This window comes from Microcoleus sp. MON1_C1, from assembly GCF_036701945.1.
Taxonomy (GTDB): Bacteria; Cyanobacteriota; Cyanobacteriia; order Cyanobacteriales; family Microcoleaceae; genus Microcoleus.
This window is the reverse complement of record NZ_JAUBRO010000004.1, coordinates 85,355-107,432: the sequence shown is the minus strand read 5'-3', so window position 1 is coordinate 107,432 and position 22,078 is coordinate 85,355. Positions and strand designations below refer to the sequence as shown.

17 protein-coding genes are annotated in these 22,078 nt (G+C 45.2%); 5 read left to right on the top strand and 12 right to left on the bottom strand.

What is annotated here, in order from left to right; translation table 11 throughout:
* Positions 1-581: 581 nt before the first annotated feature.
* On the bottom strand, positions 582-1,913 hold the full coding sequence (locus QUA62_RS03615) for a P-loop NTPase fold protein (protein ID WP_190660595.1): 1,332 nt from the start codon (positions 1,911-1,913) through the stop codon (positions 582-584).
* 336 nt (positions 1,914-2,249) lie between these two features.
* Here QUA62_RS03615 and QUA62_RS03610 point away from each other — a divergent pair, with 336 nt between their 5' ends.
* Both QUA62_RS03610 and ftsZ read left to right on the top strand, forming a co-directional pair.
* Positions 2,250-3,152, top strand: a complete 903-nt coding sequence (locus tag QUA62_RS03610; RefSeq protein WP_190660598.1) for an FtsQ-type POTRA domain-containing protein — start codon at positions 2,250-2,252, stop codon at positions 3,150-3,152.
* A 306-nt stretch (positions 3,153-3,458) separates the two neighbouring features.
* On the top strand, positions 3,459-4,733 hold the full coding sequence (gene ftsZ / locus QUA62_RS03605; RefSeq protein ID WP_333027130.1) for a cell division protein FtsZ: 1,275 nt from the start codon (positions 3,459-3,461) through the stop codon (positions 4,731-4,733).
* 56 nt (positions 4,734-4,789) lie between these two features.
* Here ftsZ and QUA62_RS03600 read toward each other — a convergent pair whose 3' ends face one another.
* Complete coding sequence (locus QUA62_RS03600) at positions 4,790-5,554, bottom strand: MBL fold metallo-hydrolase (RefSeq protein ID WP_333402402.1); 765 nt, start codon at positions 5,552-5,554, stop codon at positions 4,790-4,792.
* A 212-nt stretch (positions 5,555-5,766) separates the two neighbouring features.
* Here QUA62_RS03600 and thiD point away from each other — a divergent pair, with 212 nt between their 5' ends.
* Entirely contained in the window at positions 5,767-6,576 is an 810-nt protein-coding gene (gene thiD / locus QUA62_RS03595; RefSeq protein ID WP_333402492.1) for a bifunctional hydroxymethylpyrimidine kinase/phosphomethylpyrimidine kinase, read from the top strand.
* Between the two features lie 62 nt (positions 6,577-6,638).
* Here the strand turns inward: thiD and dndE are convergent, their stop codons facing one another.
* From dndE to dndC, 4 genes are all read right to left on the bottom strand, one after another.
* Positions 6,639-7,040 carry a DNA sulfur modification protein DndE gene (gene dndE, locus QUA62_RS03590; protein ID WP_172191399.1) on the bottom strand — a complete coding sequence of 134 codons (402 nt, stop codon included), beginning with the start codon at positions 7,038-7,040 and terminating at the stop codon, positions 6,639-6,641.
* 266 nt (positions 7,041-7,306) lie between these two features.
* A complete protein-coding gene (dndD, locus tag QUA62_RS03585; protein ID WP_333402490.1) occupies positions 7,307-9,304 on the bottom strand; it encodes a DNA sulfur modification protein DndD in 1,998 nt (665 codons plus the stop codon).
* Positions 9,305-9,571: 267 nt separating this feature from the next.
* Positions 9,572-10,135 carry a GxxExxY protein gene (locus QUA62_RS03580; RefSeq protein ID WP_333402400.1) on the bottom strand — a complete coding sequence of 188 codons (564 nt, stop codon included), beginning with the start codon at positions 10,133-10,135 and terminating at the stop codon, positions 9,572-9,574.
* A gap of 130 nt (positions 10,136-10,265) precedes the next feature.
* Positions 10,266-11,948, bottom strand: coding sequence for a DNA phosphorothioation system sulfurtransferase DndC (dndC, locus tag QUA62_RS03575; protein ID WP_333402398.1), 1,683 nt, complete (start codon positions 11,946-11,948; stop codon positions 10,266-10,268).
* Positions 11,949-12,122: 174 nt separating this feature from the next.
* Between dndC and QUA62_RS03570 the strand changes: the two genes are divergently transcribed.
* On the top strand, positions 12,123-13,298 hold the full coding sequence (locus QUA62_RS03570) for a DNA sulfur modification protein DndB (protein WP_333402396.1): 1,176 nt from the start codon (positions 12,123-12,125) through the stop codon (positions 13,296-13,298).
* Between the two features lie 26 nt (positions 13,299-13,324).
* Here QUA62_RS03570 and dndB read toward each other — a convergent pair whose 3' ends face one another.
* The gene (dndB, locus tag QUA62_RS03565; protein WP_333402394.1) at positions 13,325-14,467 is read right to left on the bottom strand and encodes a DNA sulfur modification protein DndB; all 1,143 of its coding nucleotides are present in this window, start codon (positions 14,465-14,467) and stop codon (positions 13,325-13,327) included.
* A 236-nt stretch (positions 14,468-14,703) separates the two neighbouring features.
* Between dndB and QUA62_RS03560 the strand changes: the two genes are divergently transcribed.
* Positions 14,704-16,296: a DGQHR domain-containing protein gene (locus tag QUA62_RS03560; RefSeq protein WP_333402392.1), complete on the top strand. Its 1,593-nt coding sequence runs from the start codon at positions 14,704-14,706 to the stop codon at positions 16,294-16,296.
* Positions 16,297-16,322: 26 nt separating this feature from the next.
* Here the strand turns inward: QUA62_RS03560 and QUA62_RS03555 are convergent, their stop codons facing one another.
* The 5 genes from QUA62_RS03555 to QUA62_RS03535 are packed head-to-tail and all read right to left on the bottom strand — an operon-like array spanning position 16,323 to position 22,077.
* Entirely contained in the window at positions 16,323-16,727 is a 405-nt protein-coding gene (locus QUA62_RS03555) for a hypothetical protein (protein WP_333402390.1), read from the bottom strand.
* The gene (locus QUA62_RS03550) at positions 16,724-18,703 is read right to left on the bottom strand and encodes an AAA family ATPase (protein ID WP_333402388.1); all 1,980 of its coding nucleotides are present in this window, start codon (positions 18,701-18,703) and stop codon (positions 16,724-16,726) included. Before QUA62_RS03550 ends, QUA62_RS03555 begins: the two co-directional genes overlap by 4 nt.
* Positions 18,645-18,836, bottom strand: coding sequence for a hypothetical protein (locus QUA62_RS03545; protein WP_333355212.1), 192 nt, complete (start codon positions 18,834-18,836; stop codon positions 18,645-18,647). Before QUA62_RS03545 ends, QUA62_RS03550 begins: the two co-directional genes overlap by 59 nt.
* 17 nt (positions 18,837-18,853) lie before the next feature.
* Positions 18,854-20,971, bottom strand: coding sequence for a helicase-related protein (locus QUA62_RS03540; RefSeq protein ID WP_333402386.1), 2,118 nt, complete (start codon positions 20,969-20,971; stop codon positions 18,854-18,856).
* Positions 20,972-21,021: 50 nt separating this feature from the next.
* On the bottom strand, positions 21,022-22,077 hold the full coding sequence (locus QUA62_RS03535) for an endonuclease/exonuclease/phosphatase family protein (protein WP_333402384.1): 1,056 nt from the start codon (positions 22,075-22,077) through the stop codon (positions 21,022-21,024).
* Between the last annotated feature and the right edge of the window lies 1 nt (position 22,078).

Below are 22,078 nucleotides of genomic sequence, written 5' to 3'. Positions count from 1 at the left end.
TGTAGAAACACGTAGTTTTCCGTACTTCTCCTTTTAATACTTACATAGTTATTAGATCCAATGTAAAGATATCATACCGCTCAATCTCAGAGAATGCTAGACTTCCCCGTCAAATTTTCAGCCCCGCTAAGATTTTCTTATTCCGCTCTATATAAATGACTGCATATCGTAAATAGGCAACCCCTAAATTTAAGATAATACCGACGACTAGCTATTAGTAAACAACTGCGATATATCTGTAGCAGGCATTTAACACACCAGGAAAAAAATTGTCGTCCGGGATGGGATTATTTGAAATTAACAGCAACAGGTAAAAACAGACATAGGGGGTCTGGCATTGCAGATATGAGAGTTGAGAGTGGGGAACGTCCTTGGTGGCGGCAAAGTTTTACGCGACAATAACATTCACCGCATATAGCCAGCATTCAACAGAAATCAGCCAGCGGCAAAAACCGCTGACTGATTTTTGTATTGGATTGTTGGAGTGCGGAGTTTTGAGCGGTTAATTTTAAGTTAAATAGTTTCTATCTCGCTCATGGGTAAGGGTTATTAGATTCGGGAAGCAATCTCAAAAATCCCAACTATTTTGGCTCAAGGCCCTGCCGCCACTCCTTATATTTTCTGGTTTCTGCTAGGGCTGGGTTGATGCCAAACCAGCGACCTTCTTGATCGCGGTATTCAAAGACAAACATACTTCGCAACAAGATTTGAGACTCTTCTTCGCCCGTTACACTTTGTCGGGTGACGACTTGAAACAGCAATTCCCATTCCATGTCATTGATAGCTCCCAAAAGGTCATCGCGATATTCTTGAATGACGCTTTCGAGGCATTCGCGAGAGAAGGGAGGGTCTTCGTGCTGCAAACAGCTATACAAAAGCATCAGTAGATTGCGAACGTGACCGCCACTAATCCGACAAAGCCGATCTAAAGTTTCGGGAGAGTCAAACACCTGGGAAATCAAATCAATGCGTTGATGGGGAGCAACTTTCGGGAAAGCTCTAGCTAATACTAGCTGCCGCAGCAGTGCCATTCCTTCAATGTGGTCGTCCCCCGATCGCATTTGCACCGGTACCATCGGCATCACCTTGGGTTTGACTCCAAATCGACTGGCGAGGCGGCCGAAGTCGTTGGAAAAAATCAAAGTCAGGGGAATCGTGTAGACAACATGGCAATTAAGTTTTTTCAACTGTTCGCCGCGGTCTAAAAACAGGTATTCTGGCTGGGTGCGTCCGCTGGGTTTGAGGGATGCGTCGAGGCGATCGAGGTTGTCAACGATGACTGCGAGCCCTTTTTTGCCTTGGTGCTTGAGTTCAGCGTTAGCTTTGTTGAGGAGTTCTTCATTGATCGACTGCAAAATGCTGTTGGTGCGGGGTTCGAGATATTGCCTGAGTTGCGATCGCAGTTTGGGAGAGTCTTTAGTTTTAGCAGTAACTCTAGCAATGCCTACAGATAACTCGGCTTCCGCTGACAAATCTATGGGAGTCTGCAAAAATTCTGCCACTTCTGCAAACAGATTGGTAAAATAGCTCGGTCTGAGTTTGATTTTAGCTGATTCCATAGTTTCGCTGACTTGGCGCGCAATGCTCAGCAAAATATCGCTGATGTCTACATCACCCATGTCTAAGTCTTGGGAAGACTCGAAGTAGACGACGCAAAAACCCTCTTGCTCTAACTCAGCTTTTAGTCGAAACAATTCCGTAGATTTGCCACACCCGATATGTCCTGTAAATAGCTGACAGGTTGGCTCGTTGGGGGATATGCGGGTAATGGTTCGCTGTAAAGATTCAATGATTTTGCCGCCGCGCACGGAACCAAAATCAATGTAGTATTGATAATCTCCTGGGTCTCCCGCAACAAGGGTCTTGCTCGGGTTGCAGGCTTTATAGAATCTGTCTAATTCGAGTGCGATCACAATGGAAGCCGAATAAAAGTTAAAAAAGTTAATCGAAAGTCTAAACTTTCTTTAGTTGAGTTTAGTTTGATTTGTAACCTTTTGCCCTGTGGGGTAATGCCCTAAATACCCAAAGAACCTTGCTCTGGTAAGGGGTTTTTCCGGCGCTGGAATTGGGAATTTTTAATTAATAATTTTTTATTACTTAGGGGCATCAGTGATATTACTGATATTGGCAGGAGTCTGGGTAAATTTGCGGAGATCTGGTTAAATGGTAGGGGAAAACAGGGTTCAAGAGAAAGATTAAACAGTTTTGAATTTGTGCTAATCCTTAATTACTATATTGTCAAGACGTAGATGGCTAGTTTTGGAGCGGTTTCTCAAACAGAGTTAGGGCGCAGGCGCCAAAAGTTGCGGCAGCAGAGGCGTGCTCGATTGGCGGCTGTTGTGTGGCAAATGCTGGCAGCGAGCGCAATGGCTGGAGGTTTGCTGTGGTGGATTGCTCAGCCGGCTTGGTTAATTGCCCGATCGGAACAAGTGAAGGTGGAGGGCAATCAGTGGCTGTCGGATAAGGCGGTGCGGTCTTTGGTGCCGCTGTCTTACCCGCAGTCGCTGTGGGGGATTCAACCGCAGGCCCTGGCCGAAAAGCTGGAGTCCACGGGGCCGATCGCCAAAGCGAAGGTGACTCGCAACTTGTTTCCGCCGAGTTTGACTGTAGAAGTGGCAGAACGCCTGCCGGTGGCGGTGGCGCAGCCGACTGCGGTGTTGAAATCGAACAGTGAGAAGGAAAAAGTGGGGTGGCTGGACGCTCGCGGAGGTTGGATGCCGTCGGATAGTTATACTGCTGTACGATCGCAGAATAGTTCGATCGGGCCCGGCAGCATTCCGGGAACGCAGCCTCAGCGTTCTTTGCCCACTTTAAAAGTCATCGGGCCTTTGGAACAGTATCGCGCCTATTGGCCGAAGTTTTACCAAGGACTCAGCGGCTTGACGGTGAAAGTGTTTGAGATTAATTGGCAAAACCCGAACAACTTGATCTTGAAAACAGAGATCGGTACCGTACACTTAGGGCCGTACAGTTCCAAGACTGCGGAGCAACTTAAGGTTTTAGACCGAATGCGACAATTGCCAAAACAGATAGATTCAAGCAAAATAGCCTACATTGACTTGAAAAATCCTGCTTCGCCGATCGTCCATTTGCCAGAACTCCCCCCCAGTTTGGAGAGTTCCACCCCCGCACCCACCCGCGCCCAGAATTGATTCTCTGCCAACAGAAGGTAGAAGGTATCGATCGATAGGCAGGGCTTGCAATCAGCACAGTTTTTGGATAGCGCCCCGCATCTGGGGCTAGTATCCATTTTTTTTCCTTCTGCCTTGCTTACAACTGCCTTAATCCGGTCAAGTACCTGGATGGCGTCAAGCGAGGTCTGGGCTAGCGAGGTCGGCCAAATCCGAGATTGCTAACATTAAGCATCGACCAGTGTTAGTTTTTCGCGCAACTTAGCCTATAGTTGATTGTGAATTGGCGTTTAGTTAACAAGCTGTAATCTACTATCCCCGACTCTAATGAAGCTTAATAATAGACAGGGGTCTGACCAAGACAGTCCCCCTTCGGAAGAAGTAAAAAATTTTCCGGTGGCTGCAGATTCCGCCAATCCCTTTAGACGCAAGTCTGGTTATGTAAATGTAGATAGTATTGATATCGATCCTATGGTCAATCCCAAAGACATAATGCCCAGCAGCGCTGCCAAAATCAAAGTAATTGGCGTCGGCGGTGGTGGGGGCAACGCCGTTAACCGGATGATTGCCAGCGAGGTTTCTGGTGTCGAGTTTTGGTGCGTGAATACGGATTCCCAAGCTCTGGTTCTCTCAAATGCTCCGAAACGCTTGCAAGTCGGACAGAAGTTGACGCGCGGTTTGGGGGCGGGGGGCAATCCGGCGATCGGTCAAAAGGCTGCGGAGGAATCTCGCGACGAGGTTGCTAATGCTTTGAATCACGCGGATTTGGTATTTATCACCGCCGGCATGGGCGGCGGTACGGGCACGGGCGCGGCTCCGATCGTGGCTGAGGTGGCTAAGGAAATGGGCGCCTTGACTGTGGGCATAGTGACGCGGCCTTTTACGTTTGAGGGACGGCGGCGCACCAGCCAAGCTGAGGAAGGGATTGCGGCTTTGCAAACCCGGGTGGATACGCTGATCGTAATTCCTAACGACAAGCTGCTGTCTGTGATTTCCGAACAAATGCCGGTACAAGAGGCTTTTCGAGTTGCTGACGATATCCTGCGCCAAGGGGTTCAGGGTATTTCTGACATTATTACTATTCCCGGTTTGGTGAATGTTGACTTTGCTGACGTGCGGGCAGTAATGGCTGATGCGGGTTCGGCTTTGATGGGCATCGGCGTGGGTTCTGGGAAGTCGCGGGCTAGGGAGGCTGCGATGCAGGCTATTTCTTCGCCTCTGCTGGAAGCTTCCTCTATTGAGGGCGCTAGAGGTGTGGTGTTTAACATCACTGGCGGTACTGACATGACGCTGCACGAGGTGAATGCGGCGGCTGAGACGATTTACGAGGTTGTCGATCCGAATGCCAATATTATTTTTGGAGCGGTGATTGACGAGCGGCTTCAGGGCGAAATTAAGATTACTGTGATCGCTACTGGTTTTTCGGGGGAAGTTCCGTCGCCTCCGGCTCCGGGGCGGACGCAAAATGTTAATGCTCCTTGGCGGGCTGCAACTGTGCCGACGACTCCTGCTCAACAGACGCCCGATCCGAAAGCGAAACCGCCGCAGGATTTGGGATTGGATATTCCTGAGTTTTTGCGTAACCGTCGCCCGCCGAGATAATTGGGGATTTTGGATTTTGGATGGCGGATTAAATCTAAAATCTAAAATCTAAAATCTCAAATTTCTAGGGTTTGGCCTGGTTGGGGTTCGAGGAGTTGGGTGGAAAGTCCCGATTTTGCTAGCAAATCGCGAAATTCGGGAATGCTGCCAACCGATCGCACTAACATTGGTAAAATGCCTGTGGCTCGGATGTCTCCCGCCGCTGTAGGCAGGAAAAACCGAGGTTTCAGTGTTTGCGCTAGGCTGAGGGCTTCCGAAGGGCCGATGATGACTTGTCCGAGGAATGGGAAGATTTGACCGATGACTGGGGCGATCGCTACGTCTACTGTGTCTATTTTCTGTTTGACTTTTTCTAATGGTGGCAGGTGCGGTTCGTAATAAAGTGTCTCGCCGTTGCTTAAATCTTTGAGCAAATAGCCGTTTTCTTCTTGTCCCGGCCCGATTTCGGCTCCGGGTACGGCAGTAATTTGTAACTTTTCTTTAAAATTTAACTCTTGCCAATTTGCTAAAGATGTGATATTGGTGTAGCCTAAACTGCTGAGGACTTTGGCGGCGGTGGGTGAGGCGATCGCGGGAATTGTGCGATCGAGCTGTTCGAGTGTTTGTTTGTGACAGTGGTCGTCTAATCCTTGGGAAATTAGGATGAGGTCGATCGGCGGTAAGGTGGTGGGAGTGAAGGCGACGGGGGTGTTGTGGTAGGCGGTGAACAGCCAGGGTTGACCGTAAAATACCAGGGGATCGACCAGCCAGGGATCGACGAGGATGGTTTGGCCGGAGATGTGGAAGATCCAAGAGTTGAGGTCGATTCGGGTGATTTTCACAGTTGTTTGCAATAATTCTTTACAATTGGTTTAATCATAGCTAATTTTGTTTGGGAATTTTAACCGTTTCGGAAGTACAGGCGGGAGGCCCGTACCACGGGGAAGCACAGGCGGGACGCCCGTGCCACGGGGAAGCACAGGCGGGACGCCCGTACCACAGATATGATGGGATGTGTCTGGGGAAAGTTTGTGTTTATCTGCGGTTGAAAAAGATGGTTAAATCGAGAATTCCTGTGGCTTTGACTGTGGCTGGATCTGACAGTGGCGGGGGGGCCGGGATTCAGGCGGATTTGCGGACTTTTGCGTTTCACTGCGTGCACGGTACGAGTGCTTTGACTTGCGTGACGGCTCAAAATACTTTGGGGGTGACGCGGGTGGATGCTTTGTCTCCGGAGGCTGTGGGGGCTCAAATTGAGGCGGTAGTTGGGGATATTGGGGTGGATGCTGTGAAGACTGGGATGCTGCTGAATCGGGAAATTATGGCGGCGGTGGCTTCACAGGTGGAAGCTTTGGGAATAGGGAATTTGGTTGTCGATCCGGTGATGGTTTCACGATCGGGCGATCGATTGATTGATGACGGGGCGATCGCATTTTTGCAGGATGTTTTGATTCCCATGGCTGCTGTCGTGACTCCGAATCGCTTTGAAGCTCAAATTTTGAGCGGTTTGCAGATTGATTCTGTGGATGATATGCGATCGGCTGCGGAGAGAATTCACAGTTTGGGGGCGAAGGCGGTTTTGGTGAAAGGTGGCGGGATGAAGGGGGATTTGCGGGGAATTGATGTTTGGTTTGACGGTACGCGGTTGGATGTGTTGAAGACTGAAAATGTTGATACTGGGAATACTCACGGGACTGGTTGTACTTTGAGTGCTGCGATCGCGGCTAATTTAGCTTTGGGGAAAGATTTGTTTACAGCGGTGACATTGGCTAAGGATTATGTTACTACTGCTCTCAAATATGCTTTGGATATTGGAGAAGGTCAAGGGCCAGTAGGGCATTTTTTCCCGCTTTTACTGAAGTAAATTGTGAACTCATCCCTTCTCTTCCCTTCTTCCTTCGCGTCCTTTGCGTCTTCGCGGTTCGTTTAATTTCTTAATTTCTCAGGCGATAGGGCGATCGCCACCAAGTCTTCGATTTTCTTAATATTCGGATCGCCGGCCAAATAACCAATCCCTCGGTGCAAGTGCAAGCGAAATTGTTTGGCTAGAGTTTCTTTTTCTGTGCCTAAATTGTCTTGGTGACACCGCTGCTTGAGGGCAATTATCAAGATATCGGCCATGTCACCGCCGAAGACATCCCAGCTTAATTCGACGTTGCTGTCGCTGGGAATTGGTACTGGGGATGGGATGCTGGGTTCGGCGAGCGATCGGCAAAATCCCCACCTGCATAGAATATTCCACTGATCGATTTTGGTCGATCGTTTCAGTTTTGATAGTTGGTCTTTGCCTGTTTGGGATAGGCGGATGCGATCGAGTGGTGGTTCCATGAGTTTGAGATTGTTTGGTATATTGCAAAAAGTGTTAATATTGGGGAAGCAAAGCCTCTAGATAACGGGAAATAATTCACATTTTTTTACACGGCGGGACTTGATTAAATCCGTTTTTTTTGGTATTTTGATTGTAGTAGGATTTATCCTTAATAATGGGATGGTGGCAAAAATAAAATTTTCGCCACCATCCCATTATCCTATATATACTACCGCAACTCCCCAGCAAAGTCAAGGGGGTTGCGGCTATTTTTTAGCCTGAATTTTTATTCCCAGAAGTAACCTTTTTCGACGGTGGTTTGGTGTTTGGCGGAGTCGTATTTGAGGAGGTAGCTGTGGGCGATCGCCTCTAATTCTTGGAGTTTTTCGTATTCTACTTTTCTAATTTCCGTGTCGGTAGAAAGCAGGATGACTTGGTGGCTGGCCGAGGGGAAATAGCGTTCGACTAGGTTGTTTCTGTGGGAGGAGTCGAGGCGGCCCAAGGGAGTGTCGATCGCCACTGGCAATTGTCTCCCGGATACTCTAGCCAATCCCCACAAAAAGGCGATCGCCAGCAATTGTTTTTCTCCGGCTGAAAGTCGGTGTTTGGGTACCGGTTTGCCTTCTGGATCGTAAATGGAGAGGCTAAATGTTTGAGTGTCGATCGCAACTCTGTGCACGAGGTCGGTTTTGTGCAACAGGTAGCGGAAACAGTCGGTAATTTCTATTTCGAGTTTGTTGAGTTTTTTGAGGGTGAGTTTTTCTTTAAAGAGTTTCAGGGTGGCTTGGGCTTTGGCGATGGAGGCGATGACGTGTTGGCTATTTCTGATGGTGATGTATTCGCTGCTGTAGCTTTCTAGTTCTTTTTGGTTTTTGGCTAATTCTCTCTCTAATTCATCAACGCGGCGGTTAGCTGATTCGCAGGCTGCGGCTGCGATAGCGACTGCTTTTTGGGCTTTCCTGACTTCTTCTTCTAGTTTTTCGTATGCTTCGGGGGAAGCTGCGGCTGCGAGTTGTCTGTCTGTAAAGTCGATTTCTGCTTCGATACTTTTGATTTCTTCTATTTGGTCGCGGCCTAGAATTTGCTGGGCTTTGATTTGGTAGCTAAGGAGGTTTTCTAGTTGCTGGATGCTGTTGTTGTCGGCGTTCATCCAGGGCGGAACGTCTGTTCCCGCTTGCTGTTCTAGTTCTTGGTTTTCTTGGCGGATGAAGTCTTGAATTTTATCTAGCTGTTGGGGATTTAACGAGATTTCCGCGATGTAGTTGAGGAGGCGATCGCTTCTTTGTTTGATAACATTTTGGGCAATCTTTGCTTGCTGCTGGCTGGCTTCTGTTTCTGCTTGAATTTTGGCTTCGGTTAGCAAAGGCGAAATTAAGGCTAGTGGTAGCGTATTTGATGCCAATTCCATCATGGCTTGACGGGTTTTGTCTGCCTGATTTCTGTAGTCGTTTAGCTTGCTGTCTAGCTGACTGCGATCGGCGGCAATTTTCCCGCCTTCATAAATAAACTTGTCTGATGCTTGTTGCTGATTTTTTTGAGCTTTATCTAATTCGTTTTTAAAGCTGGCTTGTTCTTGCTTCGCTGAGTCTATTTCCTCACTAATTTTCTTAAAAGTTTGTTCTATTTTCTCTAAAGCAGCCAAGTCTTTTTTGCCAGCAATTTCTTTCCGCTTGCGGCCGGCTAAAATTTCTAAATCGACGGCGAGGCGTTCTGCTAATTCTAAACCTAAAAGAGATTTAATCGCCCCGACGACAAACTCCGGCGGTGTTTCGAGTTCAGCGAGTTCTTTTACTTGTTCGCCGTCAAACAAAAATAGGTTGGATATTCCGACGGGCAAAAGGGTTTCGATGTATTCGTCCCAGGTGTTAGTAATTGCTTTGTCTGACCACCAATCGCTGACTATTTCGCTGTATATGAGAATGCTTAAATTATCTTTGATATCGGCTTTTTTCCAGTATCTAACTATTTTGAATTGAGCTAGTTTGTCATCTTGGACTTGTTCAAATGTTAGTTCGACGCGGGTATCTTCTAATGGGGGAGTGTGGCGGTTGACGCATTGATTGAGAAAGTCGCTGTAGCTTAAATTGCCTCTGGTGGAACATTGGGCGCGGCCACCGTAGAGGGCGAGGCGAATGGCGTCCATGAGGGTGGTTTTGCCGCCGCCATTCATGCCGCCAAATAGGATAACTGGGCAGGGATTTCCGTCTTTTTCGGGGCGGAGATTGATGGTTTGGGTGCCTGCATAGGGGCCGAAGTTTTTGAGAACGAGTTCGAGGAATTGCATTGTAGATGTAGATGTTGTTGGTTGGTGGGGGGGGCGGTTAGCCACGGATTTTGTAGCGGATTTAACGGATGGGTTGTTAGTTGGTGGTGGTTATTGGCGAGGGATTGGGTAGCGGATTTAACGGATGGGTGGTTGGTGGGGGGCGATTAGCAGCGGATTTAACGGATGGGTGGTTGGTGGGGGGCGATTAGCAGCCGATTTGGTAATCACCCACTAATCATCCGTTACATCCGTTACAAAATCCGTTGCTAACCGTCCCCCCCCTTGCTACCAATCAATCACATCGGTTGCATCTTCCTCCTGGTTCTGGGGTCTAATGCTGGGAGGTAAGGGGAGTTCCGCATCTGTTTCTTCATAGGTTCCTGAACTTCCTCTTGTCCAACCCCTGCCACTTGTTTTCGGCGTCCACAAGTATGGTTGAATGTGTTTCTGCCAACCTTGTACAGATTTTGGTGGGAGGATGCGGTGATATTCTAATTTGCTGCGTCCAAAGTTTATAAATAAACCTACTTGCGCTCCTGTAGCTGCTACATAAGCTATTATTTGAGCTTTATCTTTATCGGTCATTGGATAATTTACGGCTTTATCCTCTACTACAATACCTTCATTCACCCAATGGTCAAGATAGAGAATTCCCATCCAAACTTCACCGTCGTAAATTTGTCTGGGATACTCCATTTCTGTTGTTAAACCGACTTCTATCATTTCTGCATCAAAGGCTCTTTGGTAATGTTTTTCTCTTAAACCTTTTTGCGTCCTCCGGTGTACTCTCATTGCACAGCCGATGATGCTGTATGTAATATCCTGATGGGGAATATTAGGATTAATCATGGTCGTAAAAATTTTGTAATTTAAACGATGAGGGTTGGGTAATAATGAGGTTAATTGACAGCCTATTGTATCCGATCGCTCGGCGGGGTGGCTGTCAACAAGTTTGGGTTTAACCGCAGGCTAGCGCGTGCTAATCGCTAGGTTTTTCCCCTGCTGAATTTGGCGGTGAAAATTTAATATCCGCCCAAGATAGCTGTCTGCTTTGATTGCTGTTGCTTTCGAGTTCTTCTTTAAGTTTGGCAATATCAACGGTATCGTTTTTGGCGGAACTGTTGGTTTGGGCGATCGCATCTTTGAATTGCTGAATGTTTTCCGTCGGATTTGCTTTAACAGCTTCCACGGCTGTTTTTAAGTTGCGTTGATAGTGGGCGTTGCCTATCGCTTCTTTTTCCGATCGCGAACTGGTTTCAAAGCATTTGTCCAAATCACCGTAAATGCCTGTACGGCGGGATTTGGTGTAGTATTGGCGTTCTGTATCAAGGAGTTTTGCCATCAATTCGAGGTGCATTTTGTCCTCGCTGCAAATGTCTTCGATCACAGTCCATTCATCGCTACCGAGGAGTTTTCTTTCAGCGGCGGGACGGGAATCTTCAAAAGGTTCGCCCGTGACTTCTTCGTAAATCCGGGGCAAACTGTCGTCGAATTCGTGTCTTTCTTCTAGCCAAATACGCCGGATTTCGCTCAGCTCTTCCGGGGAAATTAAGGTGATATCTCGCATTTCTTCTGGTGCTTTAGAACGAATTTCGGTTTGAACAGAAAGAAGTCGCCTCAGTAAATCATCACGCGCTTCTTTACTATAGGGGCCTGGAATAGGCTCAATAGATTTTTCACCCTCTAAATTGCGTTCATAGAGTTGAACATTGCCATTACGTCGCCTAAAGTCACGTCGATCGCGACTATCTTCAACATCCAATTCCACACGGAAATCTAGTAGAGGTTGCAACCACTCTTTTTCTTCATCATTTTGAATCATCGCTGTTAGCGATTTATCCTGACTAACCATTGTACACACCCAGCACCCAAAACGAGAACTACCACAGCTAGGCGTAGAAGTATCGACAACTAGGGGACATTCATTATCAGCACTAGCACCCCGGTACATAGCGAACAAATCTTTGTTGCTGTACCCCCAAGGATTGTCCCACTGCATCAGATAAAGCCAAACTTCATCATCACGCCAGTCTTCAATAGGGCTATAAACCAGAGAGTTCGGTAAGTTCATATTGGGGCTTAGGCGCTCCCGCACCCGTCGGGCTTCCATTTTTTTCATCCTATGAGCGCGCTTTGTGCTTTCAGCTTTACGAGTCCCTAATACAAGTATTGTTTCCCCGCTAGTTCGGATAATATTACGAATAAAACGGTTAGATGGAGAAATTTTTAGGCGATCAGTACACCAGCGAAACTTACCTCTGGGTGCTGGGTATCCTTTGCCAATCAAACCTACCCAAAAAGTATCTGTCCACTCTGGTTGTAAAACATGAGTATTTATGGGCATTTCTTGTTCTGTGGCTGCAACATTCATTTGCTTAATAGACTTACGAACCCATGCAGATACGATGGGGTTTTCTACTAGAGTGTCTGTTGTGATAACATCAATTTTCTTTATACGTTTTTCCGGTGGAATTTTAGCAATCGCATTCCAAATTAGCTGTAATACTGCCGTTGAATCTTTTCCCCCGCTATATCCAATTACCCAAGGAATTTCGTCAAGACAATATAACTCTTGGATTTCCTCAGTTAGCAATTCTATGTCTTCTATTAATTCGGTAACGGTGCGACTTTGGAATAATGACATCTGTTGATTTGGTATCATATCTGAAAGCTCCTATTGTCAGTATTAATATTTTACGATATAATCTCGGACTTTATCAAAGCTGATGGTTTTTTTGGTTGTTTGCCCATACCGCAAAATAGTATTCCTGATTAGTTTACATTTATATGGTTGGTCATGTAAAATTGTGTCTCTACGCAAATTTAATTAACTTATATGTCTGACAATAACCCTCCTCAGTCCGATAGATCTCCGCGAATTGATGAGTTACTTGCTCCATACTTCGCCAAGTACCAACGCGAGCGGCGCTATCCGGGGTTAATTTTTGAGTACGGTAAACGCACTGTGCTGCAAATTAATGTACCTTCTAGAGATTTACCAAATCTTCTTCAAGCTAAACCCGCTAGTGCCAATAATCCTGCTTCTGGTAAGCATCGCCCGGAAATTAAGGGTCATGCTGATGACATTAAACAATATATTTGTAAGCGTTTGAAAAAAAATAAAAAGTGGATTTTAGGGAGTTTTACAGCAAATGTAGCCCCAGAGATGATTACAGTTGAAGAATTGGGTATGGGGTTTTGCATAGTTGTCATTCCGCAAATAGTGAAATTAGATTTGACTGATGGGCAGCACCGTCTTACAGCAATTAGAGACTTAATGAAAACAGATGCAAGTTTATTGAAAAACGAATCTTTCCCTATCACTCTAATTTTAGAGGATGATTTTAAACAGTGTCAATTGGATTTTCGCGATTTAGCTCAAGCAAAGCCCATTGAAAAATCTTTGTCACTTTCATTTAGTGAATATTCGGGTAGGGATGGTATTGCTAACAAATTGATAGAAGAAGTGACAATGTTTCGCGGAAAAACAAATAGATTAGATAAATCTCCTCGGAAAAAAGATAAGTTAATATATACAACCAATTACATAGCTAGAGCAGTGAGTTGCGCTTTTGTTGACAATCCCGAAGATGAACTTGAAAATTTTGAGGATACCGAACAAATTGAAAAAATGTTTAATTCCTTGGCTACTTCCTTCAATGTATTTTTCTCACAATGTAATCATACACGACATATTTGTGATACAAGTATCGAAAAATTGACTGTAGAGGAAGTGACTAAATTTAAGAAAGAATGTCTCTTAGGAGTGAGTGTGGGTTTAGAAATTTTAGGACGATTGCTTTACTGTACTTGCGAGCAGAAAAGTAATTCCTTCAACTCCCAGAAAATTTTGCTACTAGCTCAGCTAGATTGGTCAAGAACAAATAGTCTTTGGCATAACAATGTAGTTAGAAAAAAAACAAAAAATGGAAAAACAACACTGCCTATATCTTGGGGTGCAAGTGCTATAGCAGATGCAGTTGAATCAGCTAAAAACCAACTGAGATGGTAAGCAATATTATCCGCTTTCATCTGCGTTTATCTGCTGCCTTCAACCAGTTTATTTTTCAACCGCTCCTGCTCTGTTGTCAGCGAAAAACCCAACCGCTTTTTCAAATAATCAGTCATCCAACTAACACTCGCCCTCGACTTAGAAATCCCCCCTTTCAACAAAATCCCACCCTCCCAATCAGGATTATAAATCGACCAATCAACCTGCTGCAAAAGGCTCAAATGTTCCTCCCAACTCTCAGGAAAAACCGACAGCAAAGCGGCCCCAACTTCCCCCAAACTTTCAAGCACAACACTGTGACAGTGTACGCAATCCCGGCGCATTTCCCCCGCCGCAACTTGCTTGTGCAGAACTAATTGCCAATCTGGAATAAAACTGCAAACCGCATTCCAATAACTAACCGCCAGTTGTATTTTTTGAGCAAGTTCTTCCTCTTTCTGTTCTTTTTTGGTGCGAGAACCAGAGGGTTTTGCCTGTTCGCTGCCGTGAATATTAGACAGCAAAGCCATGATAGCACGATCGATCGCACTCAGCGTAAACAATTTGTGCGATCGCCCGTTCAAACTCCCCCTCTCCATCTCAGTCAAACACCGGAAAACCTCAACCTGCTTAACAACAGCCTTCACCACAAAAGCGCGATCGTCCCGGTGGTTGTAAAGTACACTTAGCGACGCCTCCAAAGGAACTTGAAAATTATTCAAATCAGCAAACATCTGCTGCGATTTTTCCAACCCAATATCGAGAAACAAAATCAGCGCCACCGTCTCATATCCCAACTGCGGATTTTCCCTCAAAGCCATCTCAAAAGCCGCCCGGCGATGCTGTCCGTCATTAATAGTAAACTTAGCATCCATCGGCACCCGCAAGCGACCAATTTTCCGTTCCTCTGCCTCATTTCCAACTGCTTCAAAAGTAATATCCGCATCAATCGAAGCAGCAATTGCCCCACAAGTATAATTTGTAGGGTTCTTGACAAAATAATCAGCTATTTCAGGAATCCTAGCTTTGTTAAGCGCGCGTTTCGCCCGCATAGACGGCGGCAAATCTTCAGATTCAAAGGCAAACAATTTCGGCAAAAAACGCACCGGACACATCGACACGTAATATTCGCGGCCCGCTTGAATTCCCCGGATGACCGGCAAAATGTATTCAAAGGAAGGAGTAGACATATTTTAGAATGGGGCATTGGGAATGGGGCATGGGGAATGGGGCATGGGGCATGGGGCATGGGGCATGGGAATTAAGCATTAATAGCTATTGATTTTTTGCAATGTTTATGGTAGCCAGGTGGGCTAGTAGGGCATAACTTAAGTATTTCACAATGTTTTTTTAAAAACAAGTGTTGACATAAACTTTAATATATGATATTTTTTGAAAAAATAGCCTAATTATCTAAAAACCGCCGATGAATAGCAATCCAGCGGATGACCTCGCTAGCAAAATTTTAGAAAAAGAAAATAGCGACAGACAGGAAATCGCACTTTTATTAGATAATTATTTAGGAAAGGACGATCGCATTTTCGTACAAAAAACCCAGATGGGAAACAGCGAAGCATACATCGGTTCAGTCACCCTAGAATGGTTAGACTCTCGCGTCCGTTTCGCCTCCCAGATGCCGCTTTTCCGCCAAAAATTCGACCTCCAAACCAACAACATCGTCCGCGACGACGAAACCATTGACGAAATTATCCAGCGTCCCTTAGATTGGTCGCGCCAAGCCGCTCTAACTCAATATTTAGCAGCCCGAAAATCGCACAAATTCCCCGCAGTTTTAGTGGTCGTCAGTCCCCCGTGGGTAGACAATCCTCTAGCCGAGGAATGGGATAAAAATGGCGTAGCAACCAAATCCGCGACTGAATTTACATCCTTTGATAAAAACGAGAACTTAGGGCTTTTGAATGTTTCTAAAGAAGTCTCAATTTTTGCCTTAGACGGCCAGCATCGGCTGATGGGAGTTCAAGGTTTAATGAGTTTAATTAAAACCGGAATCCTGCAAAGATACAACAAAAATAAAAAACCTGTCGGCGCTGCAATTACTCTGGAAGATTTAGCAGAAGAGTATCAAATCAACCCCGAAACAGTGTATAAATTAGCTCACGAAAAAATCGGGATTGAGTTTATCCCGGCGGCGGTAGCGGGGGAAACGCGACAGCAAGCACAACGGCGCGTGCGATCGATCTTTGTGCACGTTAACCTAATGGCGGTAACGCTGAGTCAGGGCCAGCTAGCATTATTGAACGAGGATAACGGATTTGCGATCGCAGCCCGAAAAATTGCCGTCACCCATCCCTTATTAAAAGAACAAGATGACAGAAACCCCCGCGTCAACTGGGACAGCGCCACAGTCGCAGCAAAATCAACAGTCTTAACCACATTGCAAGCGCTGCAAGATATGTCCGAACGGTATTTAGAATACAAATTCCCTCATTGGAAGCCGGAACGAAAAGGTTTAATTCCCATGCGTCCCGAAGATGAAGAACTAAAAGAGGGAATTGAAGAGTTTAAAAAATTGTTCGATCATTTAGCCACTTTACCCAGCTATCAAAGAATTGAAAGCGGCGAAGAAACGACTGAATTGCGCCGATTTAGTTTTGAAAAGCCAGGGGGCGAGGGAAATATTTTGTTCCGTCCTGTCGGCCAAATTGCTTTAGCTAATGCTTTGGGAATTCTAGTATTTAGAAAGAAACTTTCCCTGAAATCTATTTTCGACAAACTCCGCAGATTCGATGTCGATGAAGGATTTAGCCACATAGACAATCCTGAGTCTGCCTGGTACGGGATTTTGTACGATCCGAACAAAAAGCGAATGCTAGTTTCTGGAAAGGATTTAGCAACGAAGTTAATTGTATATTTGGTGGGGGGAATTCAGGACGATATGGAGCGAGCTCATTTGCGGCAAGCGGTGGCGGAAGCGAGGACTTTTGAGGATAAAGCTGTTAGTTTTAATGGCAAGTTTGTGCAGCCGCAAGAGGTAGGATTGCCACAGGTGCTTAGCTAGCAGCGAAGCTCTAGTACATCAGGGAACTATTGGCTAATAATTTTACGGATATCATCTTGGATTTGAAGACCAGTTTTTCCTTGCCATCTTTCTTTCAACAACTTCAGTCCTGCTTCGGCATATTGCGTTACAATGTCCAACACTTCGCGGCTGTCTTTCGGTTCGGGCTTACCATTGCGTTTTAGAACAGTATGGACTCCCGCCTCAAGTGCAAGGCGAACATTTTCGTCTACGATACCCATATAGACTAGATCCTGACGACCGCGAGGAAGAACTGAGGAAATCTCCACATTATTTTTGAGGGCGTAAGCTGCTGCAAAGACATAAGCATCTACCATGCGACCAAATGCGCCGTTATTTTTGAGTGCGTCGAGATAACCCTTTGCTTCTGGAGTCGGGCGAATTGTTGCTTGAGGGTCTATATGTTTCATTCTGCCACCTCCAAAGTAGAAGCATCCTCTGTCGCATCCAGACGCCTGATTTTCAGAATACCAGCAATGTGAGGTCGCACACCTTGTAACAAGTAATCTGGAAAATCGCGGTCTGTTGCTAGGACTATGACCTGTGATGGAATATCGGGAAGTGCATTAATCAAGTTTTTCTGATGGTCGGTATCGAGATGACCAAATGGCGTATCCATAATTAATGGTGCAGCCGTACCTGATTGTAGATTCAATCCAGCAATAAAGGCAAATGCAAGCGCTTCTTTTTCACCTGCACTTAAGGTTTCTGGATTGAGAATTTCACCATTTGCATTTTTTATACCTAGCGTATAATCTTCCCTAATTTCTACTCCTACGTACTCCTCCGGCTTGTTGGTAACGCTGCGATGAATCTTGGATGTCTGTTCTTCAATTGTTTTCTTACGCTCTGTGATGCGCCATTCAATCAACTCCTTTGCTGCCTGATGAAGACCATCAGCAAGAGTAACCTGGCGAGCGAGATTAGCAGTTTCTTCGTTGCCACTGGCTAATTCCTCCATCTCGCGACGCAGGTCGTTTTCTTGTTGCAACAAACCATCGATATCCCGCTTAAAACGCTCTATTTTCTCTTGCTTTTCTCTAACTATTTGTTTGGCTTCGCCAACTTTTTTCCAAATTTCTTGCGCTTCTTCCTGATTTAATCCCTGTGTTTCTTTTTTCAAGCGATAGGCTGCTTGCTCAATTTCATCCAGTTCATCGCGCAAGCGATCGCGTCTCAACAAAAGTGAGTCGAAGTTGGGAGGTTGAAAGCGGGAAAGGGTCACAAGGCGATCGCGCAAATCGTCCTGCTGCAAGGCATCTTTAGTCCGACTGGCACCGATCGTTTCCAATCGTTGAAGTTCCTGAAGGATATATTGACGCGAACTTTCATCGATACAGCGACCGCACACACAGGCCTCAGATTCCAGTATTTCCCGAAGTTGGGCAACAGAACCTGAACGTCGTGCGGTAATCATTGTGGTGCTTTGCATATCCTCTGCAAGTCCGCGAACAAATTCAAGCAGTAATGGGATAGGTGCTTGTTTTAAATCCGTTTCTACTTGCATTTTTGCTTCGCTCCAATCTTCCTGTTTTCGTAATTTCTTGCTCTCTAAATTATTCATATCTTTTAACTTGTCGCGCAACTCTTCAATCTGACTTGCTCGTTCTTCAGCATCCTTGCAAATCTCGATCGCAGCCTGATACTCCTCCTTGGCCCTTTGAAATTGCTCTTTTTTAATCTCGATATCTTCTTGAACAACTTCTAACTCGATCGTTACTTGATTGAGTGACTCATTAATTGAGGCTGCGTCCTTCAGTTTTTTTTCAATTAATCGCAGCGCGCGTTCTGCATCTTCACGCAGGTTTCTTAACTCAGGGATGCCCAGAATTCGCTCGATCGCATCCAGGGTGTCTTTGGTATGGAGGCGTTGGGCATAACGTTTTATTTCCACACCATCGAAAAAAAAGAAATCCTTACACGATCTGGGCAAAAGTTCCTCAATGCGTTCGCGAGAGTCACCTTGATTAATACCGTTTTTCTGGACAATGGCTTCATTTGTTTGAGCAGAAGCAGTTGTTCCGCGCACCGCTCTCTTAGCGGTACGACTAATGTCATAAATATCGCCGTTGCGCTCAAATTTGAGTTGTACTGACAGTTCTAAATTAGGGTCTTTCTTCAGGACAATACGATTAAAGCTATCAAGTAATGCCGAGGACTTAAGTTCATCACCCCCGTAGAGACACCATTGGATCGCTTCTAGAATAGATGTCTTACCAAATCCATTCTGACCGAAAACTATCCAAATTTGCTGTTGGGTATCGAGGTTGAATTCGATTTCCTCATTTTGATAGCACTTCCAGTTTTTAAGACGGATACTTTTAAGCTTAAGGGCCATAATTATCATTCTCAATTGATGAATTTGGTAAGTCAGCGTACCGTTCAATCATTGCTACTAAAACAGGAGCCATCCTGCGCTTTTGCAAGACAACCTTTTCTTTTTCCTGCTGAATAGCCTCTTTTAGTAATTTTTCCGGAATTTTATATTTAGCGACCAGTTCCTGCAGCTTTTCTTCCATTTGTTCTCCCTTATTTCCTACATTAAATCTGAATGGGTGATTCCATAGGGTGCAAGCTCATCTACAAGTTTTGTTATGAGTGACATCCGATTGCGTGCAGCACGGGCAAACTGAGTTACCCGTGTAATTTCAGATTCTATCAGTTCGACTAACGAATCACATAGTGGAGGAACGACAACAACATCGATAACTTTTGCGATCGCTTTTTTAGGTGCAACGCGGAGAACTCTGCCGCGTCGCTGAATAAACTGCCGTTGAGATGTGTCGCTTGCCAGGATAATGGCAAGGTCAGCCGCTGGAATATCTATTCCTTCATCTAAGCATTTTACAGCAACGAGGGCATCAAAGTTGCCGCGGGCAAATTCAGATAAGAGATGTTTGCGATTAACATCATCTGAGGAATATCGTGCAATGCGGAACCCGCGCTGGGCTAGCAGGCGACTTACCTCAGTAGCTTGTGCGATATCAGCGCAGTAAATCATGCCTCTGCGCGGTGGATAATCAGTGATAATGCGACCGAGGGCCGTGAGTTTTGATGCAGCAGATTTGATAATACGGGAACGCTGAATAGTCAGACGTTTTGCTTGAGCGATCGCATCTTCTTCTTTGTTATTGAGTAAACGACCTATCTTGGTTGTTAAGTTGGTAAATTTAGCGTATTCACTACCAGTTAACGGGGTAATATATACGTGGTAATCATACTCGCACAGAATGCCCGCCTCGATCGCCTGTTCTAATGTAAATTCATAGACAATGCCGCCGAAATATTCCAGCACTAATTCTGTTCCTTCTTCATCGTAAGCACGAATTGGAGTAGCAGACAGACCAAGGCGATAGTGGAAGTCATCTCTTAGAATGCGTCTGTAGATAGCTCCACCTGTAGCGTGAACTTCATCAGCAATTAGCAAAGAACGAGGTGGTAAACCTCCAGCATCAGCAATTAGAGTAGTTACCTTGGATTTTGAAAGTTCGCTGTAGCTACCCACCACTATAATAGGAAGTAGTTCGCACAACGACTCTCGGCTGTTTGCCAAACGGAGTTTCCTAAAAAGTGATTCCATCCAGAGTGTTGCAGTGCCTGTAGCAATTAATGGGGTTCGGAATGTTGTCCTATTTGCCAATTCGTCAACCCATTGCTTTACGATTTCGTTTGTGGGAGCGCCAATAACAATAACATTAATATTTTTAATACTGGCTGCACACGCTAACCCTGTTATCGTTTTTCCAGATCCAGTTGCCATAGCTAAAATTCCGCAACTGCTGGCCCATTGCCAAGCGTTGAGTGCATCAACTTGCCGAGACTTTAACTCTACTTTGAGAAAGTTATCCAATGTATGAAAGCTGGAAGTTTGAGGCTCTGTTTGATTAACTATTTCGTTATTATGACTGTAACTACTGCCCTGTTCAGCCAACCTCCTAGATTTTCTGGTCTTTTTGATTTCAGGTTCCAGTGCGGGAGGTCGATCGGGACACAGCCGCAACAGCGATCGCGCCGCTGCTTCGGGAAACTCGATTACTTCCACATTCGGCGTCTCGTTTTTCCACAACTTCTGAAAATTTTCGGCTTTTTTTAAGGCCCGTTCTCTAACTTCCGGATGCCAAGAACAAAAGACATCAACGCATTCAAAATTATCAATTAAAGCAGTTGAGCTTTCGTTGGCAGAGCCCGTGAAAGCAACGATATTGTTTTCGGCATCGGCAAATATGCCTAATTTTTCGTGATAAATTCCCTGACGGCGAATCTCTTTAGTAACAGCTAGTTTTATTTCGAGGATGTTTTGACTCAATAACCAAGCCAAACAAGCCCAGCGATCTCGAACAATTCCCTCAAATTCTTTATCTAATTCTCGCAGAACAGCACTGACAATAACTTCTTCTTTTTGTCGCATTCCTTGCACGATCGCCTCCGCATCTTCTGGGGACAAATGTGGAGAAGCCAGGAGCTGCATCTTGCCGCCCACTCGAATCAATGCTGTCAGTCCTTTTGCGGCGGCTGCCATCGAAGTGCTGGAGAAAAAACCAACGGCTCGCTTGTAGACTGTAGCCTTTTCCAAACAAGGAATGTAAAATTCTTGGATTAGATCGCAGCGATCGCTCCGGTACTCATCTTGAATCGCTAAATCTCTCAAGCTCAACGCCGTACCCCCAAATCCCCGCTAATTTTTCTAGTATAGAGTAATTCTCGCTATCTAGCCGCTGTCAATAAAATAAGTTCGGCTGCTACCGGCAAGTGATCGGACTCGGTTGCCTCCAAAACCGAACTCGATTTAGCACCCCAATGCTTTGAATACCAAATATAATCAATCCTGCAAACCGGATAATTTAATCTCCAATTCGACCTTTTTACCAAGAATTTAAGTTCCCAACCCTGAGGCCAGGTAAAACCAAACCCCCATCCCGATTTTCGGAAAGCATCTTGCATGACTTTCTGCACCCTGTCATAGTCTTGAGTTTCGTCTGTCATATTAAAATCGCCCGCGACAATTACTGGCAGAGTTTCTCGCTCAACTCGCTGCACTAAGTCTTGAATTTCAGGCGATCTTTTGTCATATTTGTAAACTGGAATTATGATAAAACCCAATTTTTTAGATATTTTCAACCACGGCCCGGTAGCTTGCATATTATAAATCACTACTTCTTGTTCGTTAAATTTAATAATTGCCCGTTGCTGCGTTTCTCGATGGCCGGCTAAGTGCAGTATTTCGCTCGATACAATCGGATATTTACTGAGAATTCCTACAGGGGGAGTGCCAATTTGATAGGGGTAGTCTGCTTTTAACGAGGGGAAAGTTCTTTTGGTATGTTTCTTAACAATTTCTTGTAAAAATATAATATCTGGTTGTTGCTTATGAATCAGTTTAAATAAAGTAGGTGACTGAGTTTTATACCAACTGAGGTTATGGGATAAAATTTTGAGGCTGGGCTGCGAAATTGTGAGGTTTATTGGTTGGGGGCTAAAGTATTTAATGTGCAGCCAACTTATTAGGAGAATGCAGGCGATCGCAGAAATAATACTGAACCATCTTTTTTTGATAATTGACAAGCAGATGATGGGAAGCAGGAAAGTGGGGAATAAAATTAAGGGAATAAAAGTGGTAATTAAGGCAATAATCCACAGTTTATCCCAAAAAAATAGTTTGAGAATGAAATAGCCGAGAATGAATCCTGAGTAGCTGTAAGCGAAAAAAATTGCTGATTCCTTAAGCCTTTTCTTTATTATCTCTGCTAGTATATACTTCATG

Coding starts and splice junctions, on each gene's coding strand:
- QUA62_RS03610 (WP_190660598.1), top strand. CDS start 2,250: ATGGCTAGTTTTGGAGCGGTTTCTCAAACAGAGTTAGGGCGCAGGCGC.
- ftsZ (WP_333027130.1), top strand. CDS start 3,459: ATGAAGCTTAATAATAGACAGGGGTCTGACCAAGACAGTCCCCCTTCG.
- thiD (WP_333402492.1), top strand. CDS start 5,767: ATGGTTAAATCGAGAATTCCTGTGGCTTTGACTGTGGCTGGATCTGAC.
- dndE (WP_172191399.1), bottom strand. CDS start 7,040: ATGGAACCACCACTCGATCGCATCCGCCTATCCCAAACAGGCAAAGAC.
- dndD (WP_333402490.1), bottom strand. CDS start 9,304: ATGCAATTCCTCGAACTCGTTCTCAAAAACTTCGGCCCCTATGCAGGC.
- QUA62_RS03580 (WP_333402400.1), bottom strand. CDS start 10,135: ATGATTAATCCTAATATTCCCCATCAGGATATTACATACAGCATCATC.
- dndC (WP_333402398.1), bottom strand. CDS start 11,948: ATGATACCAAATCAACAGATGTCATTATTCCAAAGTCGCACCGTTACC.
- QUA62_RS03570 (WP_333402396.1), top strand. CDS start 12,123: ATGTCTGACAATAACCCTCCTCAGTCCGATAGATCTCCGCGAATTGAT.
- dndB (WP_333402394.1), bottom strand. CDS start 14,467: ATGTCTACTCCTTCCTTTGAATACATTTTGCCGGTCATCCGGGGAATT.
- QUA62_RS03560 (WP_333402392.1), top strand. CDS start 14,704: ATGAATAGCAATCCAGCGGATGACCTCGCTAGCAAAATTTTAGAAAAA.
- QUA62_RS03555 (WP_333402390.1), bottom strand. CDS start 16,727: ATGAAACATATAGACCCTCAAGCAACAATTCGCCCGACTCCAGAAGCA.
- QUA62_RS03545 (WP_333355212.1), bottom strand. CDS start 18,836: ATGGAAGAAAAGCTGCAGGAACTGGTCGCTAAATATAAAATTCCGGAA.
- QUA62_RS03535 (WP_333402384.1), bottom strand. CDS start 22,077: ATGAAGTATATACTAGCAGAGATAATAAAGAAAAGGCTTAAGGAATCA.